Below are 20,592 nucleotides of genomic sequence, written 5' to 3'. Positions count from 1 at the left end.
TTTAAAGGATATCTGTGGGATCACTCTATTTGCTTCACCTTCCCCCTCTGTTGCGACACCGCGTTGTTGGGCGGAAGAATCAACCTGGTTTTAAGGAATACCTCTTCGCTGAGGTCAGACCTTGACGATATAGATACACATACCTAAGGAGGAAGAAACCATGTACAAAGTGTTAGTGTCGGACCCAATCAGTGATCTGGGGATCCAGCAACTGGTGGATGCAAATGATGTTGTTGTTGAGAAGAAAACCGGTCTTAGTGAAGATGAACTTGTTGCCATTATTGGTGATTATGATGCCCTCTTGGTTCGTAGCCAGACTCGTGTTACAGATCGTATTATGACGGCTGGTACCAACCTTAAGGTGATCGGACGTGCAGGGGTTGGTGTAGATAACATTGATCTGGAAGCTGCTACACAGCGCGGTATCATCGTTATTAATGCACCTGATGGCAATACCATCACAACCTGTGAGCACACGTTTGCCATGATGATGGCATTGGCACGACACATTCCTCAGGCATATGCCAAGACTATTCAGGGTACGTGGGATCGTAAAACCTTCCTGGGTGTGGAATTAAGAAATAAAACGCTCGGTGTACTGGGTATGGGACGGATCGGTAGTGAAGTTGCCAAGCGCGCCAAAGCATTCGGAATGGACATTCTTGCTTACGACCCGTTCCTCACGGAGGAGCGTGCCGAGAAGCTGCAAGTGAAGCTGGCTAGTGTAGATGATATCATTCGCAATGCGGACTTCATGACCGTTCACACACCATTAACACCGGAAACACGGCATATGATCTCACGTCCACAATTCGAAGTGATGAAAAAAGGCATGCGTATCATTAACTGTGCTCGTGGTGGTGTAGTTGACGAGATGGCACTTGTCGAAGCCATTGATCAAGGTATTGTTGCTGGTGCAGCATTTGACGTATTCGAAAGCGAGCCGCCAGCCGCTGATCACCCGTTCCTGAATCACCCAAGCATTATCGTTACGCCTCACCTTGGTGCGTCCACAGTAGAAGCACAAGAGAACGTGGCTATCGATGTGTCGGAACAGGTGCTTCACATTTTGCGCAATGAACCGTTTAAAAACGCAGTTAACATGCCGGCTGTTGCACCAACTGTGATGAACAAATTGCAGCCGTATTTCAAACTGGGTGAAACGTTGGGTAGTTTTGCAGCACAGATTACACAAAATGCAGTGCAAGAGATTCGGATCGACTATGCTGGTGAACTTTCTGAAGTAGATACTTCTCCTCTCACTCGTTACATTGTGAAAGGGATTCTCGCCAGACATTTGGGTGGGGAAGCCAACATCGTTAACTCCATGCATCTGGCCAAAATCCGTGATCTGAATGTGGTTGTAAGCCAAACCTCAACAACTAAAGGATTTACTAACCTGATTACCGTAACATTGGTTACAACTCAGGATGCTGAGGAACGTCGTGTAGCAGGTACATTGCTTGCAGGTTATGGAGAACGTATTGTTCGTCTGGACAAATTCCCGGTAGATATCGCTCCGGAAAGTCATCAAATTTTGATCTCCCACAACGATAAACCAGGTATTATCGGACGTGTAGGAACCCTGCTTGGACAAAACGATGTCAACATCGCATCCATGCAGGTTGGACGTAAAATTATTGGTGGTGCAGCGATCATGATTCTGACCGTAGATAAAGCTGTTCCAAAAGATGTTCTTGTGCAGCTTGCTGCGTTGCCTGAAATCAATACTGCTGTTGAAATTGTTCTGGAATAATTAAACTTATTTCTATATGTAAAAGGAAAGACGGGACCCTAGTGGTCAATGTCATTAAGTTTAGCTCAAAGATAAAACTGAGAATCAAATGAAATCTGAAACGGCATGGGAAAAAGTCCCGTGTCGTTTGTTTTTTTGTGTATGCAAGGAAAAAAGCGTACAGCAAACAAACGGATGGATGATCCGCTTAAAAAGTGTTCATACGAACCGAGTTTATGCTACTCTGTAGACGAAGCTAACCGATGATTTATAACGTATTTTGCGCGTATTCTGCTGCCCTGGTCGAATGGGTCGAATCGGCAAAACGTTTTTGCGAATCAGTGCTTCAACATCGGGCGGGGGGTCATCGTCTCTTGAGCGCAGGAAATGTCTACAAACATGAACGGCAACCGTGAAGTTGACTTGGTAGTGGTACTGTTTAGCTTTTTGGGAAATGACGACGTGCGAGGTCATCATTTCTGCAAAATTGTACATGATCATTCTTGCAAAAATCTCTTGGATGACGGACTCTCGTCTCTTTGCGTGAAAATGGGTCAGACCGACGGTGTATTTTAATGCCCTGAACGAGGTTTCAATTCCCCACCGCATGTTATAGATGGACCTGAGTTCATCGGGTGGAAAATCTGCGTCAGATAAATTCGTAATAACGGTCTCATAAGCGCCATCCGGCAGGACAAACCGAACGACTCGAAAAGATATGGGGTAGTACAGATGCTCCTTCAAATCTAAGAAATCAAAGGTAGACTTAGAAGGGATGAACTTGTACATTTCGGGATGAGCTTTGATCTCTTTGGTTTGTTTTTTAGTAAGCACTAGATGAACCTCCTGATCAAACGAACCGCTATCGGGTAAACGCAAGCCCGAGAGAATACCACTGGAGGCCAGATCTTTTACTCGAATGACATAGCTCCACCCTTTGCGTTCAATATGTGCGAAATTGTTGTAACTTTCATAACCTCGATCGGCAATGACAATGGTTTTTCCCTCGATGCAGGAACGGTCAACCATATCCCCTAACGCTTTTCTCTCATTACTTAATCTTCGCGGTTGAACAATCGCATCCACGTAAAGTCTGTTGCAAAGGTCATAGGTGGCGTTTAAATGCAGCAGATTATAGCCTCTTGCTTCCGGTTGACTTTGAAAATAGGTGTCGGTATCCGCAGGGTCAGTGGCGAAATGCAAATCCGAACCGTCAATGGCGAGTAACCGATACCCTCGGTAGTTCTTGAAATCCGTATACGATTGCGTAAATTCTTGAAACAAATGTGCCATGGCAGACGGCAAAATTTTATTTCTCTGTTGGACAAAAGCAGAAGAAGTGGCCGTATTTACATCATAGCCCTGTGATTCCAAGAGTTCCTTGTATAAACTGTTTCCGCCCATAAAGATCAGTAGTTGCATAACCGTTTCAAAGGGTAACTTTTTCTTACGGGTAAAATCTTTTTCAGGATTTTTGACATAAGGTGCTGGTACAACTGACATTTCTCGTATGAGGGAGGTCAGTTTTTCTTTTAGCGAATTCGCATATTCATTCATTGGCGTAACCCCCTCGTTTTTCAAGGGCTTCGCCACACCTTTTCACCTGCTTGTCAAGTCTTTTTTCTTATTTCACACAAAAAAGAGCAGGCTATCTTTTCGATAACCTGCTCTTTTTATTGATTTTTGGTCCTGTTCCTTATCTTAATGACATTGCCCTAGTGGTTCCCGTCTTTTTTCATGTACTCGCTGAAATATCGGTGAAGAAGTTTGCAAACAAAATATTTTTGGAATTGGAAAAGGGGTGCCCATCAACCCCATATGAACTCCGCTTCTTTTGCTCACTGAGAAATAGTCTTAATACGTAATCGAACTATTAACTTAACTGAATAATGTTTAGTGTAGACCCCGGAGGAGACAGAACGGCTGCGCCAACAAGCCCGAATAATTGTAACTGTATTGTAGAACCAGCGGTAACGGTAACCATAAAGTCAGACTGCAGCTGACTGAGAGAAAGTACTGGAGATACTACACTCGCTGGAATTGCTGCGCCGTTAAGTAAAACCCGAGATTGGATAGCAAGTGCAGCTGTCAGATTTATTTTGTATGAGATATAGTAGCGACCTGCGTTGGTCAGTGTGAAGGTGTCATTTGTCCCATTGACGGTTATACCTGTGCCAATATTTTGGTTATTCGGTAATGGAACGAGTGTACCACCCAATATTACAACAATCGTACCATTAGTGTTCTCAGCAAAAGCCGAGTTAGATGTTACAGATGTTCCGGTTGCACCTGTTGCTCCGGTAACTCCTGTACTTCCGGTTACGCCGACTCCCGTGGCTCCTGTTCCCCCAGTCGCGCCTGTTGCTCCGGTACTTCCCGTTATGCCGACTCCTGTTGCTCCCGTTATACCTGTGACTCCGGTTTCCCCCGTCGCACCAGTAACTCCTGTACTTCCCGTTACGCCGACTCCCGTTGCTCCTGTTATACCTGTGGTTCCTGTTCCCCCAGTCGCACCAGTTGCCCCGGTACTTCCCGTTACGCCGACTCCCGTTGCTCCTGTTATACCTGTCGCTCCTGTTTCACCAGTGACACCAGTTACTCCAGTACTTCCCGTTACGCCGACTCCCGTTGCTCCTGTTATACCTGTGGCTCCTGTTTCCCCCGTAACACCAGTTGCCCCGGTACTTCCCGTTACGCCGGCTCCAGTTGCTCCTGTTATACCTGTGGCTCCGGTGCTCCCCGTTACGCTGATTCCCGTGGCTCCCGTTATACCTGTAGCTCCTGTTTCCCCCGTAACACCAGTTGCTCCGGTACTTCCCGTTACGCCGACTCCCGTGGCTCCCGATATACCTGTTGCTCCGGTTTCACCAGTCGCACCAGTAACTCCAGTACTTCCCGTTACACCTGCTCCCGTTGCTCCTGTTATACCTGTTACGCTTACTCCTGTGGCTCCTGTAATTCCCGTCGCCCCAGTCAACCCTGCAACACCAGTCGCTCCTGTTTCACCAGTACTTCCGGTCACTCCAGTTACTCCTGTTGATCCCGTTACGCTTAGTCCCGTGGCTCCTGTAATTCCAGTCGTCCCGGTTAACCCTGTAACACCAGTCCCTCCTGTTTCACCAGTACTTCCGGTCACTCCAACTCCAGTTGCACCGGTCACACCTGTTACGCTTACTCCAGTTGCGCCAGTCAATCCCGTTACGCCTGTTACTCCTGTTTCCCCTGTAGCACCAGTACTACCTGTTACACTTACTCCTGTGGCTCCTGTTATCCCCGTCGCCCCAGTCAACCCTGCAACACCGGTCGCTCCTGTTTCACCAGTTGTCCCGGTTCCTCCAGTTACTCCTGTTGAACCCGTTACGCTTAGTCCCGTGGCTCCTGTAATTCCAGTCGTCCCGGTTAACCCTGTAACACCAGTCCCTCCTGTTTCACCAGTACTTCCGGTCACTCCAACTCCAGTTGCACCGGTCACACCTGTTACGCTTACTCCAGTTGCGCCAGTCAATCCCGTTACGCCTGTTGCTCCTGTTTCCCCTGTAGCACCAGTACTACCTGTTACACTTACTCCTGTGGCTCCTGTAATTCCCGTCGCCCCAGTCAACCCTGCAACACCAGTCGCTCCTGTTTCACCAGTTGCCCCAGTTCCTCCAGTTACTCCTGTTATGCTTAATCCCGTGGCTCCTGTAATTCCCGTCGCCCCAGTCAACCCTGCAACACCGGTCGCTCCTGTTTCACCAGTTGCCCCAGTTCCTCCAGTTTCTCCTGTTACGCTTAATCCCGTGGCTCCTGTAATTCCCGTCGCCCCAGTCAACCCTGTGAGACCAGTCGCTCCTGTTTCACCAGTTGCCCCGGTTCCTCCAGTTATTCCTGTTGATCCCGTTACGCTTAGTCCCGTGGCTCCTGTAATTCCAGTCGTCCCGGTTAACCCTGTAACACCAGTCGCTCCTGTTTCACCAGTACTTCCTGTCACTCCAACTCCAGTTGCACCGGTCACACCTGTCGCTCCTGCTCCAGCGATCAACGTGTAATCTGGTGAAGTCCCCGGCGTTCCGGTTGGTGATGCTACATTTGCAATATACGTACTGCCATTGAACGTTACAACCTGACCCGCTGGATACGTCGGGGCTACGGCTGGATCGAATGGTACAATACCACTTAAACCTACACCAGTCGCTCCTGTTACGCCCGATGCTCCTGTAGCTCCGGTACTTCCCGTTCCACCAATGCCGGTTGCTCCTGTCACTCCCGTTGCTCCTGCGCCAGCAATCAACGTGTAATCTGGTGAAGTCCCCGGCGTTCCGGTTGGTGATGCCACATTTGCAATATACGTACTGCCGTTAAACGTTACGACTTGACCCGCTGGATACGTCGGGGCTACGGTTGGATCGAATGGCACGATACCACTTAAACCTACACCTGTCGCTCCCGTTACTCCTGATGCCCCTGTGACTCCGGTACTTCCAGTTACTCCAACGCCAGTTGCACCGGTCACACCAGTCGCTCCTGTTACGCCCGATGCTCCTGTAGCTCCGGTACTTCCCGTTCCACCAATGCCGGTTGCTCCTGTAACTCCCGTTGCTCCTGCGCCCGCAAGCAATGTGTAATCCGGTGAAGTCCCCGGCGTTCCGGTTGGTGACGCGACATTAGTTATATACGTACTGCCGTTAAACGTTACAACCTGACCCACTGGATACGTTGGGGCTACCGCTGGATCGAATGGCACGATACCACTTAAACCTAAGCCTGTTGCTCCCGTTACACCTGATGCACCTGTGGCTCCTGTAGGTCCTGCACCTGAAAGCAATGTATAGTCTGGCGAAGTACCTGGCGTACCCATAGGAGAAGCCACAGTCGTTATATACGTGCTGCCATTAAAGGTAACGACCTGGCCGGCTGGGTATGTTGGAGCTACTGCAGGGTCAAACGGAACCGCACCATTGAGACCGATGCCCGTAGCTCCGGTCACACCTGTAACTCCTGATCCTGCTAACAGCGTATAATCTGGAGAACTTCCTGGCGTACCCGTTGGCGAAGCGACATTTGTAATATAAGTACTGCCACCAAACGTGACGATCTGTCCAGCTGGATATGTTGGGGCTAATGCGGGATCGAATGGCACGATGCCACTTAATCCTGCACCTGTGGCTCCAGTTGCACCAGTCGCCCCCGCAGCAGCGATTAATGTGTAATCCGATGAAGATCCTGGTGTTCCTAGAGGACCAGCTACACTCGTAATGTAAGTACTACCGTTATACGTAATGACTTGACCTGCTGGATAACCCGGGGCGAGCGCTGGATTAAATGCCACGGCTCCTGTCAAACCAGCTCCGGTTGCTCCCGTTGCTCCAGTCGTCCCACCCGACAGCAAAAGAGTGTAGTATGGAGAACTTCCGGGTGTACCCAAGGGGCCATTTACATTAGCAACATAAAGACTACCCTCGTAGCTTACTACTTGACCTTGAGCATAAGTTGGTCCCAGTGCAGGATCAAATGCAGTAATATTGTTCAAACCCACACCAGGTGCTCCTGCCGGACCCTGTGCTCCCTGTGGACCAACTGGGCCAACCGGTCCTACTGGTCCAATTCCTCCTGGTGTGCCAGTAGCCCCTTTTACCCCAGGGACTCCTGGGACACCTGGTACCCCCGGGACTCCTGGCACTCCCTGTGGGCCGGCTGGTCCGGTAATCCCTCCAGTTCCAAGAGTTGTCGTCGCACGGCTAAGCGATATGGAGATCGATCGAATTAATCCCACAAGTTTATCTTTTTCTGCAGGTGGTACTTCCAGAAGCAGCGTCACACTTAACAAGTCATCCAGTAAGTTTTGCAAGTTACCTGCGAGATTAATAAGAGGAACAGGAACAACCTCTGAACCTGCAATCGTTAATTCCAATACGGCTTGTAATTCTGCCTTTACTCCGGCACGAAATCCGGATTGATTTACAAAAGTAAGTAACTGGCGTAATCCATTCTGTAATGACAGTATATTGGCTGAAGTCGGCTGACTAATTGCAGCAGGAATAGCCACAGCCAAAGAACGCAGTATGGATTCAAACTGCTCCAGTTCGCTTGTGGTTATTGGAATAAACGGAGAGCCTGCTCTAAAAGATCTGCCTTCCAGGAAAGCTTTAATATTGACCCTTTTTCGATCATCGGACATGCTTAACTCAATCCTCCTCTATCTTGCCTGCTTTTCAAGCTTATGTTACATAGGAAGGAAAATTATCTTGGACACTCTTTTTAGTCAAAAAAAGACCATTCTTGTTCCACGTTGAACAAGATTAAACGGTAGTCTTCAACAAAAAAACACCCTCCATAAGAGGGTGTCTCCGCACTTTTTGTATGAAATTCAGGCTATTTCGATGAATCCAAAGGAAATTGCAAAATAAACTCTGTTCCTTCGCCAAGCACACTATTGACGGTAATCATGCCTTGATGCGCATCAACAATATTTTTCACAATCGCTAAACCAAGCCCCGTACCTACACTTTCTCCCCGAACACGAGCCTTGTCTGCTTTGTAGAATCGTTCGAAAATAAATGGCAAGTCGGATGAAGGGATACCTACACCCTGATCCTTCACAGAAACTCTGACAAATGGAGCACGAAGATAAGTGACCCGCTCGGCTGAGATCATTACATTTTTGCCAGTAGGTGTATGTCTGAACGCATTATCCAGCAGATTCGTAAATACTTGCTCAAGTCGATCCTCATCTGCCTGTTGAAGTTCAATGGTTGGTTGTTCGAACTTAAATTGCAGTTGAATTCCCTGTTCTTTTGAACGCACAGAGAACTTCCGATATACACGTTCAAGTAGTTCTCCGAGGTCAACTTCCTTCATCACCATGTCCGTGTGTCCAGCTTCCATCCGCGCAAGATCAAGCAAGTCTTTAACCAATCTGCCCATCCGTAGAGACTCATCATGAATGACTTGGATCAGTTCTTCGCTCTCTTCCGGTGAGGTTGCCATACCGTCCAAAAGGGCTTCACTGTAGCCTTGCATCATGGATAGCGGAGTTCGTATCTCATGAGATACGTTAGCCACGAAATCACGCCGCATTTTCTCCAGACGCACTTCTTCTGTTACATCTCTTAAAACAGCCACAGCCCCTCTGACAACACTGTCAGCGTACAACGGTGCCATCTGAACAGACCAGACACCTTGCTGTACGTGAACATTGGAGTTCTGGTCCCCGCCTTGCTCCATCACCATTCTGAACAAAGGAAGAAGGGGCTCAGGTACATCCCGCGAAGTCTTGTCAGACTGCTCGGATTCTTGTCCTTCGTCCATTTTCGCCCAATCGAGATCATACCATGTCTGCATGATCTTCTCTCCAGGCGGATTCGTCAGAATAACTTTGCCTTCACCATCAAATGTAACAACAGCATCAGTCATGCTGCGAAGCACACTCGCCAAATGTTCCTTCTCATGGTTAAGGTTTCGAATATTATCTTCCAGTTGGGCAGCCATATGATTAAATGTGTTGGCAAGTTCACCAATCTCATCACTCGTTACCAGGGAGAGACGTGTTCCGTAGTTCCCTTTGCGAATCGCATTGGCTGCCTGAATCAATTGCTGCATGGGCTGCGTTATTTTAGTGAATAGAAACAATGCAAAAAACGTGGTTAAACTGAATCCGATAATACAGATATAGGTAAACAACCGCTTAATATCTCTGGATTCGGATTCTGCAAAGTTCGTATCAATGTAGGGCAGCAAAAAAAGACCCAGCGCTATAAGGACACAACCCACAAGGCAGATAATAGTGATCCATAACTTCCCGACCAGTGATCTCCAGAAACTAAAACTACTTCGGTACTTCCAATTTATAACCCACACCCCACACCGTCGTAATCATGGCCGCCGATTCAGGCGATACCTTGTTAAGTTTCTCGCGAAGACGCTTCACGTGCGTATCCACGGTACGAAGATCGCCAAAGAATTCGTAATTCCATACATCTTTGAGCAATTCTTCTCTGGAGAAAACTTTGTCGGGAGATGTTGCCAGGTAGTGAAGCAATTCATATTCTTTTGGTGTAAGACTAATCTCTTCGCCACCAGCAGTTACCCGGTGGGCATCATGCTCAATAACCAGATGCGGGAACACGATGTTGTTACTCGAATTGCTCTCCTTGGAGAGATAAGCTGTCGCGGAAGCTCGACGCAAAATCGCTTTGACGCGATAAATCACTTCACGCGGGCTGAATGGTTTTACAACATAATCATCAGCGCCAACTTCGAAGCCTTGAACCCGGTTAATCTCTTCACCTTTTGCAGTGAGCATCAAAACCGGCGTTGATTTCACCTGACGAAGACGGGTACACACTTCAACTCCATCCATACCCGGCAACATCACATCAAGCAAAATCAGCCCGTAGTCCCCTGCTGTTGCTTTACGCAGTGCAGTTTCCCCATCCTCAGCTTCATCGATTTCATAACCTTCTTTTTCAAGATACATTTTCAAAAGCCTGCGGATTCTCTCTTCGTCATCCACGACCAGTATTCGATTCTCATGTTCAGCCATGCCTCTCCAGCCCCTTTGCAATAACTCCTCATCACTTCTATTATGTTCGATCTGGCGAACAATATTTGAATACCCTTCAATAAAAAGGTACATTTGTGTTTCCCGCTTCTAAACTCAACCTCTGCAATACGAGTCTGTCCTAGTCAGCTCCAGCATAAGAATGTAATCCGGCAATGATCAGATTCACTCCAACCAGCGTAAACATAACCACCAGGAAGCCAAGAACTGCAAGCCATGCAGACTTCTGACCTTGCCAACCTCTGGATAAACGCAAATGCAGATACACACTATAATATAGCCATGTAATCAATGCCCACACCTCTTTGGGGTCCCAACCCCAAAAGCGACTCCAGGCAATCTGAGCCCAGATCATGGCAAAAATTAATGCTCCCAGCGTAAATATCGGAAAACCAATGGCAATCGCGCGATAACTTATCTCATCCAGATCATCGGCATCGATTCCATCCATCATTGGTTGTAACGCTTGTCCAAGTGGTCTGCGCACAAGAAGTCGTACAATTCCATACAGGATCAGACCAACAATAAGTGACCAAACCACCGTATTCAGCTTGCGCCCGGCATTTACCCCGTTCATCCAGGAAGGCGTCTCAAGTAAAGGTTTTTTCATGCCAAGAAACGGTGTCATGCTCTCCACTTCGCTATTATATGGTGCAAAAATCGGAGGCATGCGATAAATCACTTTCTCTATTGTACTATTTTCCTGTACCTCTGTGTCAATGCTGACCGTTTTCTGTACAAAAACCGCCTCGTAACCAGCTGTACGAAAGGCAAATACCGTTCCGATGAATCCGATGACTACAACGATCGTAACCAGGGTGAATTCAACCCATCCTCGTTGACGTCTTGAAGACTTGTCTTTACCACTGAAATCAACAGTACGGAGCAAATACATGAACCCTGCGGCAAAACCCACGGCGAAGAATGCTTCACCAAGCGCGGCCAACGTCACGTGAATTTTCAGCCAGATGGACTGAAGTGCTGGGATTAATGGTTGTACCTCCTGAGGAAATACAGCGGCGTACGCCATAATAATAATGGTAAGTGGTAACGCAAACAAACCCAGTAATGACTTGCGGTATATGGCATATACAACAATAAATGCAACCATAATCATCATGGACAGAAAAGACATGAACTCATACATGTTACTAACCGGGATATGACCTGCCCCAGCCCATCGGGTTACAAAAAATACGATGTGTGCCGCCAAGGCGACAGTCGAAGCGATGAAAGCTCTTTTACCCCAGCGATTCATATGGTCCAGAGGATCACGATTACTCCATTTTTTTCCCATGACCGCGACAGCATATAACAAGAATGCAGCACAATAGAGAAAGAAAGATACTATAAATGCGTCGCTGCTGAAATCCAATAAACTCATGCCTGATTCCCCCCGTTATCCAACGACTTCTCTTCCACTTCCAGATTCATCTGTTTTAAGACGGTCGCAACTTCACGCCTGAAGCCAAACCAGTTTTTGTTGGTATGTCCACCCAAGGTGAGCTGTTTATCATCAAAACGAATCCAGATGCGGCGATGATGCCAATAAAAACCCATGACCAGACCCAACATAACAATACCGGCTCCTACCCACACAAAAGGCATTGCCTTATCCACTCTTATATTGAGATAACTTACGGACTGAATAATATCGACCTTGTCCATGCTGTCTACTTCCAGCTGTAAAGGAATCTCAGCTCCAATCAGCTGTTGGTTAATTGCATCCTGTTGAAACCGTTGTTTATCAATCTGCTTCGCAAAGTACAGATATTGTATCCCCTCTTCGGGCAGATCCGGTCCCTTGATGAGAAAGAGAAAAGCAGGTGCATTAGGTGAAGGTGATTTTGATTTGGGCTGACCATTCTCATCCAATCCAAAGTCCATAAACTTTTCTTTTACCGTGAGCTTATAAGGACCAGCTTCAAATGTTCTTTGGGTATCTACCATATCGATCTTAATTGGCCCATATACTTCACCTGTCTTTGTATTGACCAGATCAGGCGTTACGGAACGAATGGTGGGTGTTAGATCATAATCAAACTGATATGCTTTCAGACCGTTATAATTCAATGGATGATTCACGCGTACATCATGTCTGGCTACCTCAGCTAACTGAGGTTTCTTCGAGAGATCCGAACAATCTGCTGTACATTCATACAAAACAACTTTTGTTTCGAACAGTTTTGGAACGGTCTTATTCAGGTTACGGAATTGCTCAGGTACTTCTTCCTCACTGTAGAATTCAACATTAAACTGTTCATTTTGCAGATACATCGATGTATTCGGGATCTTTTTGATCTCCCCTTCAGGAAAAGCAACATGCTCGTCCAGATTCAGACCAGGAAGTCCTCGTGCGAGCACCGCCAGCAAAAATATAATGAGTCCAATATGGATGACATATGGGCCCCATCGACTGAATCGCTGTTTCTCGGCGAGTAATGCATCCCCCTGGGTGTGCACGCGGTATCCTTTCTTTTTCAAGGGCGTAACCGCTTTCTTAATCCAGTCTTCTGGTGCCTCTTCGATGGTACCTTGGTACACCAGACGCTGTCTTGTCAAAAATTGTGTATGCTTACGTATTCTCTGTTTATTCAGTGCTTTGTAGAGCGGTAGGACGCGATCCAGACTGCATATCACCAATGATGCCCCAATCAGCACCAGCAGTAGAATAAACCACCAGGATTCGTATGTATGGGATAAACCCAACAGATAATAGATATGACCCAATTGACCGTATGTTTCTTTGTAGTACACGGAGGGATCGATATTCAGAAATGTACTTTCTTGCGGATAGATCGTGCCAAGCATAGAACCTACAAGCGTAAAAACAATCATATAGACGGCAATTTTAACGGAAGAAAAAAAGTTCCATATGCGGTCAATGATATTAGGATTACTGCGCTGTGAACGGCGCGCCATGCCATCATAACGCATTTCCAGCACTTCATCCGATTTAGCTTCAGACTCCAGCAGCGGTTTCCCACATGCTTCACATAGTACAGTGCCTACCGGATTCTGGTGTCCGCACTCACATTTGGTATTTTGGAACACGAATAGACCTCCTGTCAGGGCTGCTTCGCCAGTTGCGAAATTTGAGCGTCAAGTGTGTCCAAATCAAGTTGCCCGATATGAATGGTAGAGATTTTGCCCGTGTCGGATACAAAAAATGTCGTTGGCATGGGAGAGATCCCAAAATCACGAACCGAGTTTTTGTCCCGGTCAAGCATGATTGGAAACGTAACGCCAACCTGCCGTACAAAATTATCCACGGTCATCTGGTCTTCTCCAACATTAATCCCGACAAATTGTACTCCCTGGTCCTTCCATTTGTCAGCTTGCGCCTGAAGTGCAGGCATTTCTTTAACACAAGGTTCACACCATGTGCCCCAGAAATTGATCACCATCGCTTTTCCTTTGTACTCATCAGACGTATGAACTTGACCATCCAGGCCCAGCAGTTCAAAAGAAGGAGATTTGTCCCCTTCCTTTGGCTTGCCATTCGAGCCGGATACCGATGTGGTAATCGCATATCCGCCCAACACCAGGATCAATAACAAAATGACGATTTGCACCGTTCTTCTTGATTTCCCCATGTGCTGCTCCCCTTTTAAGTGACTGTAGCATTCGCATCTTATTGGTATAAGACAACTGTGAACATCCTATGAACAATTATAGCGAATTTCGTCACAAAACTGCGGCGGTTTTATGAAAATTATGTGTCCTCACATTACCTTTTTTTCATTTTTTTGGCTGGCTCTGATTGTGCGAGGGTAATCAGGTTGTTGACTTCCTCTTTGGTCAGATGACGTGTCAGACCACGTTTCAGGTTTTGTAGCAAAATACCACCAAACGAAATCCGTTTCAGACGGGTTACCGGATGATTGATTGCCTCGAACATACGTCTAACCTGACGGTTACGTCCTTCATAGATCGTAATGGAAATGACCGACTCATTGGCCGCTGTATCCACATCTTTGTACTCTACCTCTGCAGGAGCAGTCATACCGTCATCCAGCATAATGCCTGTCTTTAATTTCTCCAGAGCTGTACCATGTGGCACACCTTTAACCGTTGCATGATACGTTTTGGGTACGTGATGCTTCGGATGCGTCAGCAAATGTGCAAACTCACCATCATTGGTGAGAATTAATAAGCCCTCTGTGTCATAATCCAGACGACCTACAGGATATACGCGTTCCTTGACACCTTTCAGGTAGTCGGATACAATTTTCCGACCTTCCGGGTCAGATGCACTTGTGATTACGCCTTTTGGCTTGTTCAACATCAAGTACACTTTTTTCTCACTGCGGATCGGTTTTCCATTAACCGTAATCATATCCTCTTCGGGGTTCGCTTTTGTACCCAGTTCGGTTACGACCTCCCCGTTAACTTCTACTTTGCCGGACAGGATTAGTTCCTCGCTCTTGCGGCGGGATGCAATGCCTGCCTGTGCGATAATTTTTTGTAATCTTTCCATGTTTGTCATGTCACCTCACACTAATGATACCCATCACGCAGGGAAATCACAAGGATAATCCAAGGATTTTGTAAACTGGCGACACGAATATGCATTTTAGACTACCTTCCCTTTTGAGATTGACGCAAAAAAAGCCTGCCTTTACACGACCTGTTGAACACAGATGGCGTAAAGATAAGCCTTTTCCTCAAATCATTTAATTGGAAACTTTGCCGGCAACTGCAACCTGTTTTTTGGCAGGGTTAGTGCTCTCTTTAATGAAAGTCTGCAATGTCTTGGAAGTAATATAATAGGTACGTCCACCGTACACAAATGTCATCATACCAATGACCCGGTTGTTCTGATCCAGAACAGGGCCACCTGAATTACCTTGGGCCATGGATTTCACAATACTGCCGATTCCCTTTTTACCTGGGACGTCCAAAGCTTGGGAACTAAACACTCTGCTTTTGGCTATCGTATTGAAGGTTGAAGGAAAATCTTCATCCAGGATGACAAGATCACCAGCAGGATTTTTGGGGAATCCAATCGTATAGACAACCTGGTTATCCCTTGCATTTGCAAATGCGGCCGGTTGGGCGTCTATTTCCTTGTCCAGCTTCAGCAGTGCCATGTCTGTGACCGGATCTGTCTTAATAATCTTCGCCTTTACAGGCTTGCTAAGGGAACCCGGACTTGCAACAGTCAGTGTACCTTCATCACCATCAGACAGTTCAGCAAAACTCTGAACGACATGATAATTCGTGAGCACTTCATCCTTTGAGATCAATATTGAGGTACCAACATCATAATATACCATATCGGGTTCATCCTGCTTGACCAAACGTACATTCACGACTGGAAAAGAATCCGCTGTGACTGCCATTTGTGCACGCAGCTGTTTATCGAAGAAACCTGTAAAATGTATCGTCTGAACGGCTTGAGCTGCCGCCAGCCCCGTTGACCCTGCGAGCATTGCAATAGCAAGCACGCCTGACATTCCGACACGGAGCATTCGTTTCCAACTCTTCTGCATGTCTCACTCTCCTCCGCTATTATTCTAGCATATCTAATATATCGGAAGGAAAGGAGATATCTTTTAACCAAAAACGAGCAAACAAATGGCGAGCGCAGCAATAAAACCAACAACATCGGAAAACAACCCTACTTTGAGTGCATATCGACCGTTCCGTATACCTACAGCCCCAAAATAAACAGTCAGCACATATAACGTGGTGTCTGTACTCCCCTGAATCGTAGATGCCATACGTCCAATCATGGAATCAGGGCCATGGGTTTTGATTAGATCGGTTGTAAACGCCAGAGAGCCTGTCCCCGTTAAAGGACGCAGTATTCCGAGTGGCAACACTTCGCCTGGAACACCCATCCAAGACACCAGCGGAGCGAACAGGCTAATCACAAAATCCAGTGCACCCGAGGCACGAAATACGCTGATTGCGACCATCATGCCCACGAGATGCGGAATAATACTGATTGCAGTAGAGAAACCATCCTTGGCCCCATCAACAAAGGATTCGTAAACCGGGACCTTTTTGGTAAACGCATATAATGGAACAAACGCGATAATAACCGGGATGGCCCAGACGGAGATCCAGTTGATGAAGGTTAACAAAGGTGCTCATCCTTTCATGCCGGGATTGCCACTTTTCTGTATGCGCGGCGGTTTGTGTAAAGCCCTGTTTCGATACCAGCGATCGGCGATTATAGCAGCAAGTGTAGCGATAATGGTAGCCATCAATGTTGTTCCCACAATCTCTGTTGCATTGGCGGAATGATAGTTTAAGCGGATGGCGATCAGCGTTGTCGGAATAATGGTAATACTAGCCGTATTCAGAGCCAGTAAGGTGCACATCGCAGGAGAAGCGGTTTGTTTGTCCGGATTAAGCTCCTGCAGCTGTTGCATCGCTTTGATTCCCATGGGAGTAGCTGCATTTCCTAGCCCCAGCAGATTCGCACTCATATTGGAGAGAATATAACCCATCGCCGGATGATTTTTGGGCACATCAGGGAACAGGAAACCAACAACCGGACCGAGCAGCTTGGCGATCCTTGCCAGAAGACCGGCATCCTCAGCCATTTTCATCATGCCCATCCAGAACACTAGCACACTAATCAGTCCAAAACAGACCGTGACTCCCGTTGCCGCCCCATCAAAAGCGGCTTGCGTGACCACTTCGATATTGCCGTTGACGGCTGCAAAAACAAATCCGATTAAAATCATGAGCAGCCAAATTAGATTAATCATGGATTATATCCTCCCTTCAATGGCGATTTAGCTAAGGAGACAACAGATGGCTTAACACGGCGCGCCATGCAGCTGCCCAGGAAGAGACATCACCGATTCCACCCAGCGTTGCATCTTCTGTCTTCGGTTCAGGAGGAATATAACTGCCTTTGCGATACACGGGAATTGAGCCCACAAGTTTGCCGTCAAGTTGCATATCAATGCGACCTGCCAATCCAAACGAAGGATCTGTCGATTGTTCCTTGCCTTCCGTTTCCGACTGTCCTCTATTTTCGTGTAGTATCAACTTCTTGGTCAATGAGCCTTCTTCACTTTTAGCCAGTGGGTACCAGAATCCCCGGCCCGTAACGACATCTGTATTTTGCACAGGTTGTTCTTGCTTGGCGACCTCTACTAACGGGAAGTACTCAAAACCGAAATCTAGCATCCGAGCATGATCGTTCCAATCGTTTCCGTCGTTCAGCGTTACTGCGGCGAGCTGCTGTCCGTTACGTGTAGCGGAACTGACCAAACATCTGAAAGCTTTTTTTGTGTAGCCGGTTTTCACTCCATCCGCACCTTCATACATCCGCAACATTTTATTTTTATTGTGCCAAGAGTATTCCCAGCTTTCATTGGGGTTCGGTGCGGATTTGTCCTCCGTGGCTACGATGCGTTTGAACACCGGATTGTGCAATGCATATGCCGTTAATCGTGCCAAGTCGTTAGCTGTTGAATAGTGACCTTCTGCATCCAGTCCATGAGGGTTCATAAAATGAGAATGCGTCAGACCGATTTGCTCCGCCTTTTTGTTCATTAACAGGACAAAGCCTTCTTCCGATCCACCGACATGTTCTGCGATCGCAGAGGCTGCGTCATTGCCTGAACGGAGCATGAGCCCGTATAACATGTTTTCAAGCGTCATCTCTTCACCTAACTTGAGATAGAGAGAAGATCCTTCTTTGGCAAAAGCCGTGGGAGACACTTTCACTTTATCATCCAGCTTGCTGTGTTCGATCGCTACGATCGCTGTCATGATTTTGGTCAAGCTGGCAATTCGCAGTTCTTTATCCCCATCCTTGCTGTATAAGATCCGGCCTGATGTGACATCAATGAGAGCAGCGCTTTGCGCATGTGTAGACGGACCTTGAATCGTTGCCTGGGCTTGAGTTGCCCCTAATGAAGACAGCAAGAAGACAGGGATAAGCATGCATGCAATGACTTTCGTTATTTTTCGCATCAATTCATTCCTCCGGGTCACTTGGAATCTTGTACTATCTTATGTTCGGACAACTTGGAGTATGTCCCATCGGGCAAAAACAGCAAAAATCCCTCACGCTGGGATGCGGGAGGGACGTTATGTATGAGACATTATATAAGATATGAAGGGCTTAGACGACAATCAAGCCTGATCCTTTTTATCCAGCATTTTAGCTACTTTTCGCATAATTCTAGAGACTCTCATTTGGCTAATGTCTTCCATATTTGCGGTCTGGGTTTGATTAAACCCTTCAACACGATGCTTCAGTACAGTCACTTCTTTCTCACTAAGCTTGCGCTTGACCGAATCAATAACCGCATCAACGTATAACTTGTCCAGAATATCTTCTTCAATATTCTCCCCGCTATAGATGGTATCCATCAACGTCACGGATTGAGTTTGTTGATCATCAGCACCTACAGGCTCATCCAGGTATTTCACACCTTTACCCACTTGAAGTGCTTTATTGATCTTCTCTTCTTCCTCATCAAGCAACAATGCGATTTCATGTGCTGGTGGGAGGTAGCCCATATCGTGCTCAAGTCGATTGATTCGGTTAATTAATTCCGTAGCTGTGCGAGTTGGACGAATAATGCTTGCACTATCTCTCAGAAAACATCTGATTTCTCTGACAATCGCAGTAACACTAAACGAACTGAATTTTACGCAACGCCCCGTATCAAATGCTTTAACCGCTTTGATGAATCCCAGACGACCCAGTTGAAGAATATCATCCTTCTCCACACAATGATTCTTAATAATCATTTCAGGTTTTCCAATATACTTATGAACAGAATGCCAAATCAAGTTCTCATTGACCAAAATACAATCCCCGAGGAAATGCTCATCGAGCTTACAACGTTCAATATTTTCTACTTCATCCATTGTGTAGTGCTTCTTATTTACCTGCAAATTCGTGCTAATATGTTCTGGAAATTTTCCCATTTGGATCTCCCTATGTAAAATTGATAAACGATCTTATAGTATTCAAATTCTATTGTTAAATGATGTTTATTGACCTTTTTTGATTATTTGAAGCATCTTGTTATGATGTTCCTGCACTTGATTGTAGTACCAGGTGCGAGCCTTTCCCTTATCTACATTGCCCTCCCCCTGATTGTACGCAATGGTTGCCGTACGAAGATTTCCGTCGTACTTATCCATAAGATATTCCAAGTATATAATGCTTGTCCTGATATTCGTTTCAGGCTGATGTAGCTCCTGTTTGCTAACTCCAAACGTTTTCGCTGTGCTCGGAAGAATCTGAAGTAAACCAATCGCTCCATGAGATGATACACTTTCCTCTAACATCCGGCTCTCTTGCCACATCATTGCCAGAATCCAGACGGAATCGATATCCGTATCCTTCGAATATTGAACTACCCACCTCACATACTTCAGCAGCTTTGTCCGGCTCACTGTTTTCTCATGGTGGAGTTCTATATACTGCTCAAGCATATCCGTCATTTGTATGTGCTCAGGAGCAACCGATTTAACTTGTTTCTGCTGTTTCTGTTGTTTTCCCTGCTTCATTGGCTTTACCTGCTCTGCTTCCGTTGCTTGGTATTGTGAAGCTAATACCACCACCGCAACAACAATACCTATTACTCTTTCTAAAGTGAGCAACAGATTCGCCCACCTCCTTACTGAAAGCTCTATATTATAGAAGGAATAATCTCATACATACGTTAGGATTGGTCTTGTTCACTTGGCTGATATACAATGATTGCTGCAAATTCCAACGTGTTACTGGATGGATCAACGGTGGAGGTAAACTCCAGTCCGGTAACGAACGTGTGTGGTTTGGATAACATCCATGCGTTGATTAATTCTTCCACACCTGTAGCGCTAGCGGACACAAACGTTTTTACAGCTAAATCCGAGGCGTAGTTTAACACCTTCATTGCTCTTCACCAGATGAGTCTTGTTCCTCTTCCTTTTTCTCTTCAATGAGTTGATTAAACTCCTCTTCGGTCAGTTCATGAATCTCCAATTCGTAAGCACTTGTCAGAATGTACCCCATACCATCCGTTAAATGAACGTTATAAAATGTCTGTAGTTCTTCATGAAAGGTACCCTCTTCGTAGTTGAATCCAATAACGGCTTTTTCGTAACCAGCTACACGACCAGCAAACCATACGTTGGCTTTCGTTGTTGCGCCGGTTGGCGTCTGGATTTCATGCATATTGGTCGGCGCGTGGATATACTTTCCAATCATACTGGCTACGATTTCTTCCGTTAATTTATCATCTTTTGCTTTGATCATATGAGTCATTGAATTATTCCTCCATTAGTTAAAGTCTAGCGAATATTCTTGCCCTTACATTCTCTATACGTGTTATCGGAGCGGCAG

17 protein-coding genes are annotated in these 20,592 nt (G+C 46.4%); 1 reads left to right on the top strand and 16 read right to left on the bottom strand.

Annotation, left to right across the window (positions count from 1 at the left end):
• Positions 1-160: 160 nt before the first annotated feature.
• Positions 161-1,756 (top strand): phosphoglycerate dehydrogenase, encoded by a 1,596-nt coding sequence (gene serA, locus MHB71_RS05725; protein ID WP_047843574.1) that lies wholly within the window; start codon positions 161-163, stop codon positions 1,754-1,756.
• A 213-nt stretch (positions 1,757-1,969) separates the two neighbouring features.
• Here serA and MHB71_RS05720 read toward each other — a convergent pair whose 3' ends face one another.
• From MHB71_RS05720 to MHB71_RS05645, 16 genes are all read right to left on the bottom strand, one after another.
• The gene (locus MHB71_RS05720; RefSeq protein WP_340029056.1) at positions 1,970-3,292 is read right to left on the bottom strand and encodes an IS4 family transposase; all 1,323 of its coding nucleotides are present in this window, start codon (positions 3,290-3,292) and stop codon (positions 1,970-1,972) included.
• Between the two features lie 316 nt (positions 3,293-3,608).
• Positions 3,609-7,892 carry a collagen-like repeat preface domain-containing protein gene (locus tag MHB71_RS05715; RefSeq protein ID WP_340029055.1) on the bottom strand — a complete coding sequence of 1,428 codons (4,284 nt, stop codon included), beginning with the start codon at positions 7,890-7,892 and terminating at the stop codon, positions 3,609-3,611.
• 194 nt (positions 7,893-8,086) lie between these two features.
• The gene (locus MHB71_RS05710) at positions 8,087-9,562 is read right to left on the bottom strand and encodes an ATP-binding protein (protein WP_026080998.1); all 1,476 of its coding nucleotides are present in this window, start codon (positions 9,560-9,562) and stop codon (positions 8,087-8,089) included.
• A complete protein-coding gene (locus MHB71_RS05705) occupies positions 9,540-10,256 on the bottom strand; it encodes a response regulator transcription factor (protein ID WP_036607918.1) in 717 nt (238 codons plus the stop codon). The genes MHB71_RS05710 and MHB71_RS05705 overlap by 23 nt, the downstream gene beginning before the upstream one ends.
• 139 nt (positions 10,257-10,395) lie before the next feature.
• A complete protein-coding gene (gene ccsA / locus MHB71_RS05700; protein WP_339186697.1) occupies positions 10,396-11,658 on the bottom strand; it encodes a cytochrome c biogenesis protein CcsA in 1,263 nt (420 codons plus the stop codon).
• Complete coding sequence (locus MHB71_RS05695; protein WP_340029054.1) at positions 11,655-13,328, bottom strand: cytochrome c biogenesis protein ResB; 1,674 nt, start codon at positions 13,326-13,328, stop codon at positions 11,655-11,657. Before MHB71_RS05695 ends, ccsA begins: the two co-directional genes overlap by 4 nt.
• Positions 13,329-13,342: 14 nt before the next feature.
• On the bottom strand, positions 13,343-13,870 hold the full coding sequence (locus MHB71_RS05690; RefSeq protein WP_036607739.1) for a redoxin family protein: 528 nt from the start codon (positions 13,868-13,870) through the stop codon (positions 13,343-13,345).
• 134 nt (positions 13,871-14,004) lie between these two features.
• The gene (locus MHB71_RS05685) at positions 14,005-14,754 is read right to left on the bottom strand and encodes a pseudouridine synthase (protein WP_036607741.1); all 750 of its coding nucleotides are present in this window, start codon (positions 14,752-14,754) and stop codon (positions 14,005-14,007) included.
• Between the two features lie 196 nt (positions 14,755-14,950).
• Positions 14,951-15,769: a serine protease gene (locus tag MHB71_RS05680; protein WP_340029053.1), complete on the bottom strand. Its 819-nt coding sequence runs from the start codon at positions 15,767-15,769 to the stop codon at positions 14,951-14,953.
• Positions 15,770-15,832: 63 nt separating this feature from the next.
• On the bottom strand, positions 15,833-16,366 hold the full coding sequence (locus MHB71_RS05675) for a spore maturation protein (protein ID WP_017687658.1): 534 nt from the start codon (positions 16,364-16,366) through the stop codon (positions 15,833-15,835).
• A gap of 6 nt (positions 16,367-16,372) precedes the next feature.
• Entirely contained in the window at positions 16,373-16,999 is a 627-nt protein-coding gene (locus tag MHB71_RS05670; protein ID WP_036607746.1) for a nucleoside recognition domain-containing protein, read from the bottom strand.
• Between the two features lie 31 nt (positions 17,000-17,030).
• Positions 17,031-18,218, bottom strand: a complete 1,188-nt coding sequence (locus tag MHB71_RS05665) for a D-alanyl-D-alanine carboxypeptidase family protein (protein WP_340029052.1) — start codon at positions 18,216-18,218, stop codon at positions 17,031-17,033.
• 162 nt (positions 18,219-18,380) lie between these two features.
• Entirely contained in the window at positions 18,381-19,184 is an 804-nt protein-coding gene (locus MHB71_RS05660; protein WP_340029051.1) for a sigma-70 family RNA polymerase sigma factor, read from the bottom strand.
• 66 nt (positions 19,185-19,250) lie between these two features.
• Entirely contained in the window at positions 19,251-19,865 is a 615-nt protein-coding gene (locus MHB71_RS05655; RefSeq protein WP_340029050.1) for a lytic transglycosylase domain-containing protein, read from the bottom strand.
• A gap of 62 nt (positions 19,866-19,927) precedes the next feature.
• The gene (locus MHB71_RS05650; RefSeq protein WP_076328297.1) at positions 19,928-20,143 is read right to left on the bottom strand and encodes a hypothetical protein; all 216 of its coding nucleotides are present in this window, start codon (positions 20,141-20,143) and stop codon (positions 19,928-19,930) included.
• The gene (locus MHB71_RS05645) at positions 20,140-20,514 is read right to left on the bottom strand and encodes a hypothetical protein (RefSeq protein WP_051449827.1); all 375 of its coding nucleotides are present in this window, start codon (positions 20,512-20,514) and stop codon (positions 20,140-20,142) included. The genes MHB71_RS05650 and MHB71_RS05645 overlap by 4 nt, the downstream gene beginning before the upstream one ends.
• Positions 20,515-20,592 lie beyond the last annotated feature (78 nt).

It is taken from the genome of Paenibacillus sp. FSL H7-0940 (genome assembly GCF_037979415.1).
GTDB lineage: Bacteria > Bacillota > Bacilli > Paenibacillales > Paenibacillaceae > Paenibacillus > Paenibacillus amylolyticus.
This window is presented reverse-complemented; position numbering and strand designations above follow the sequence as displayed.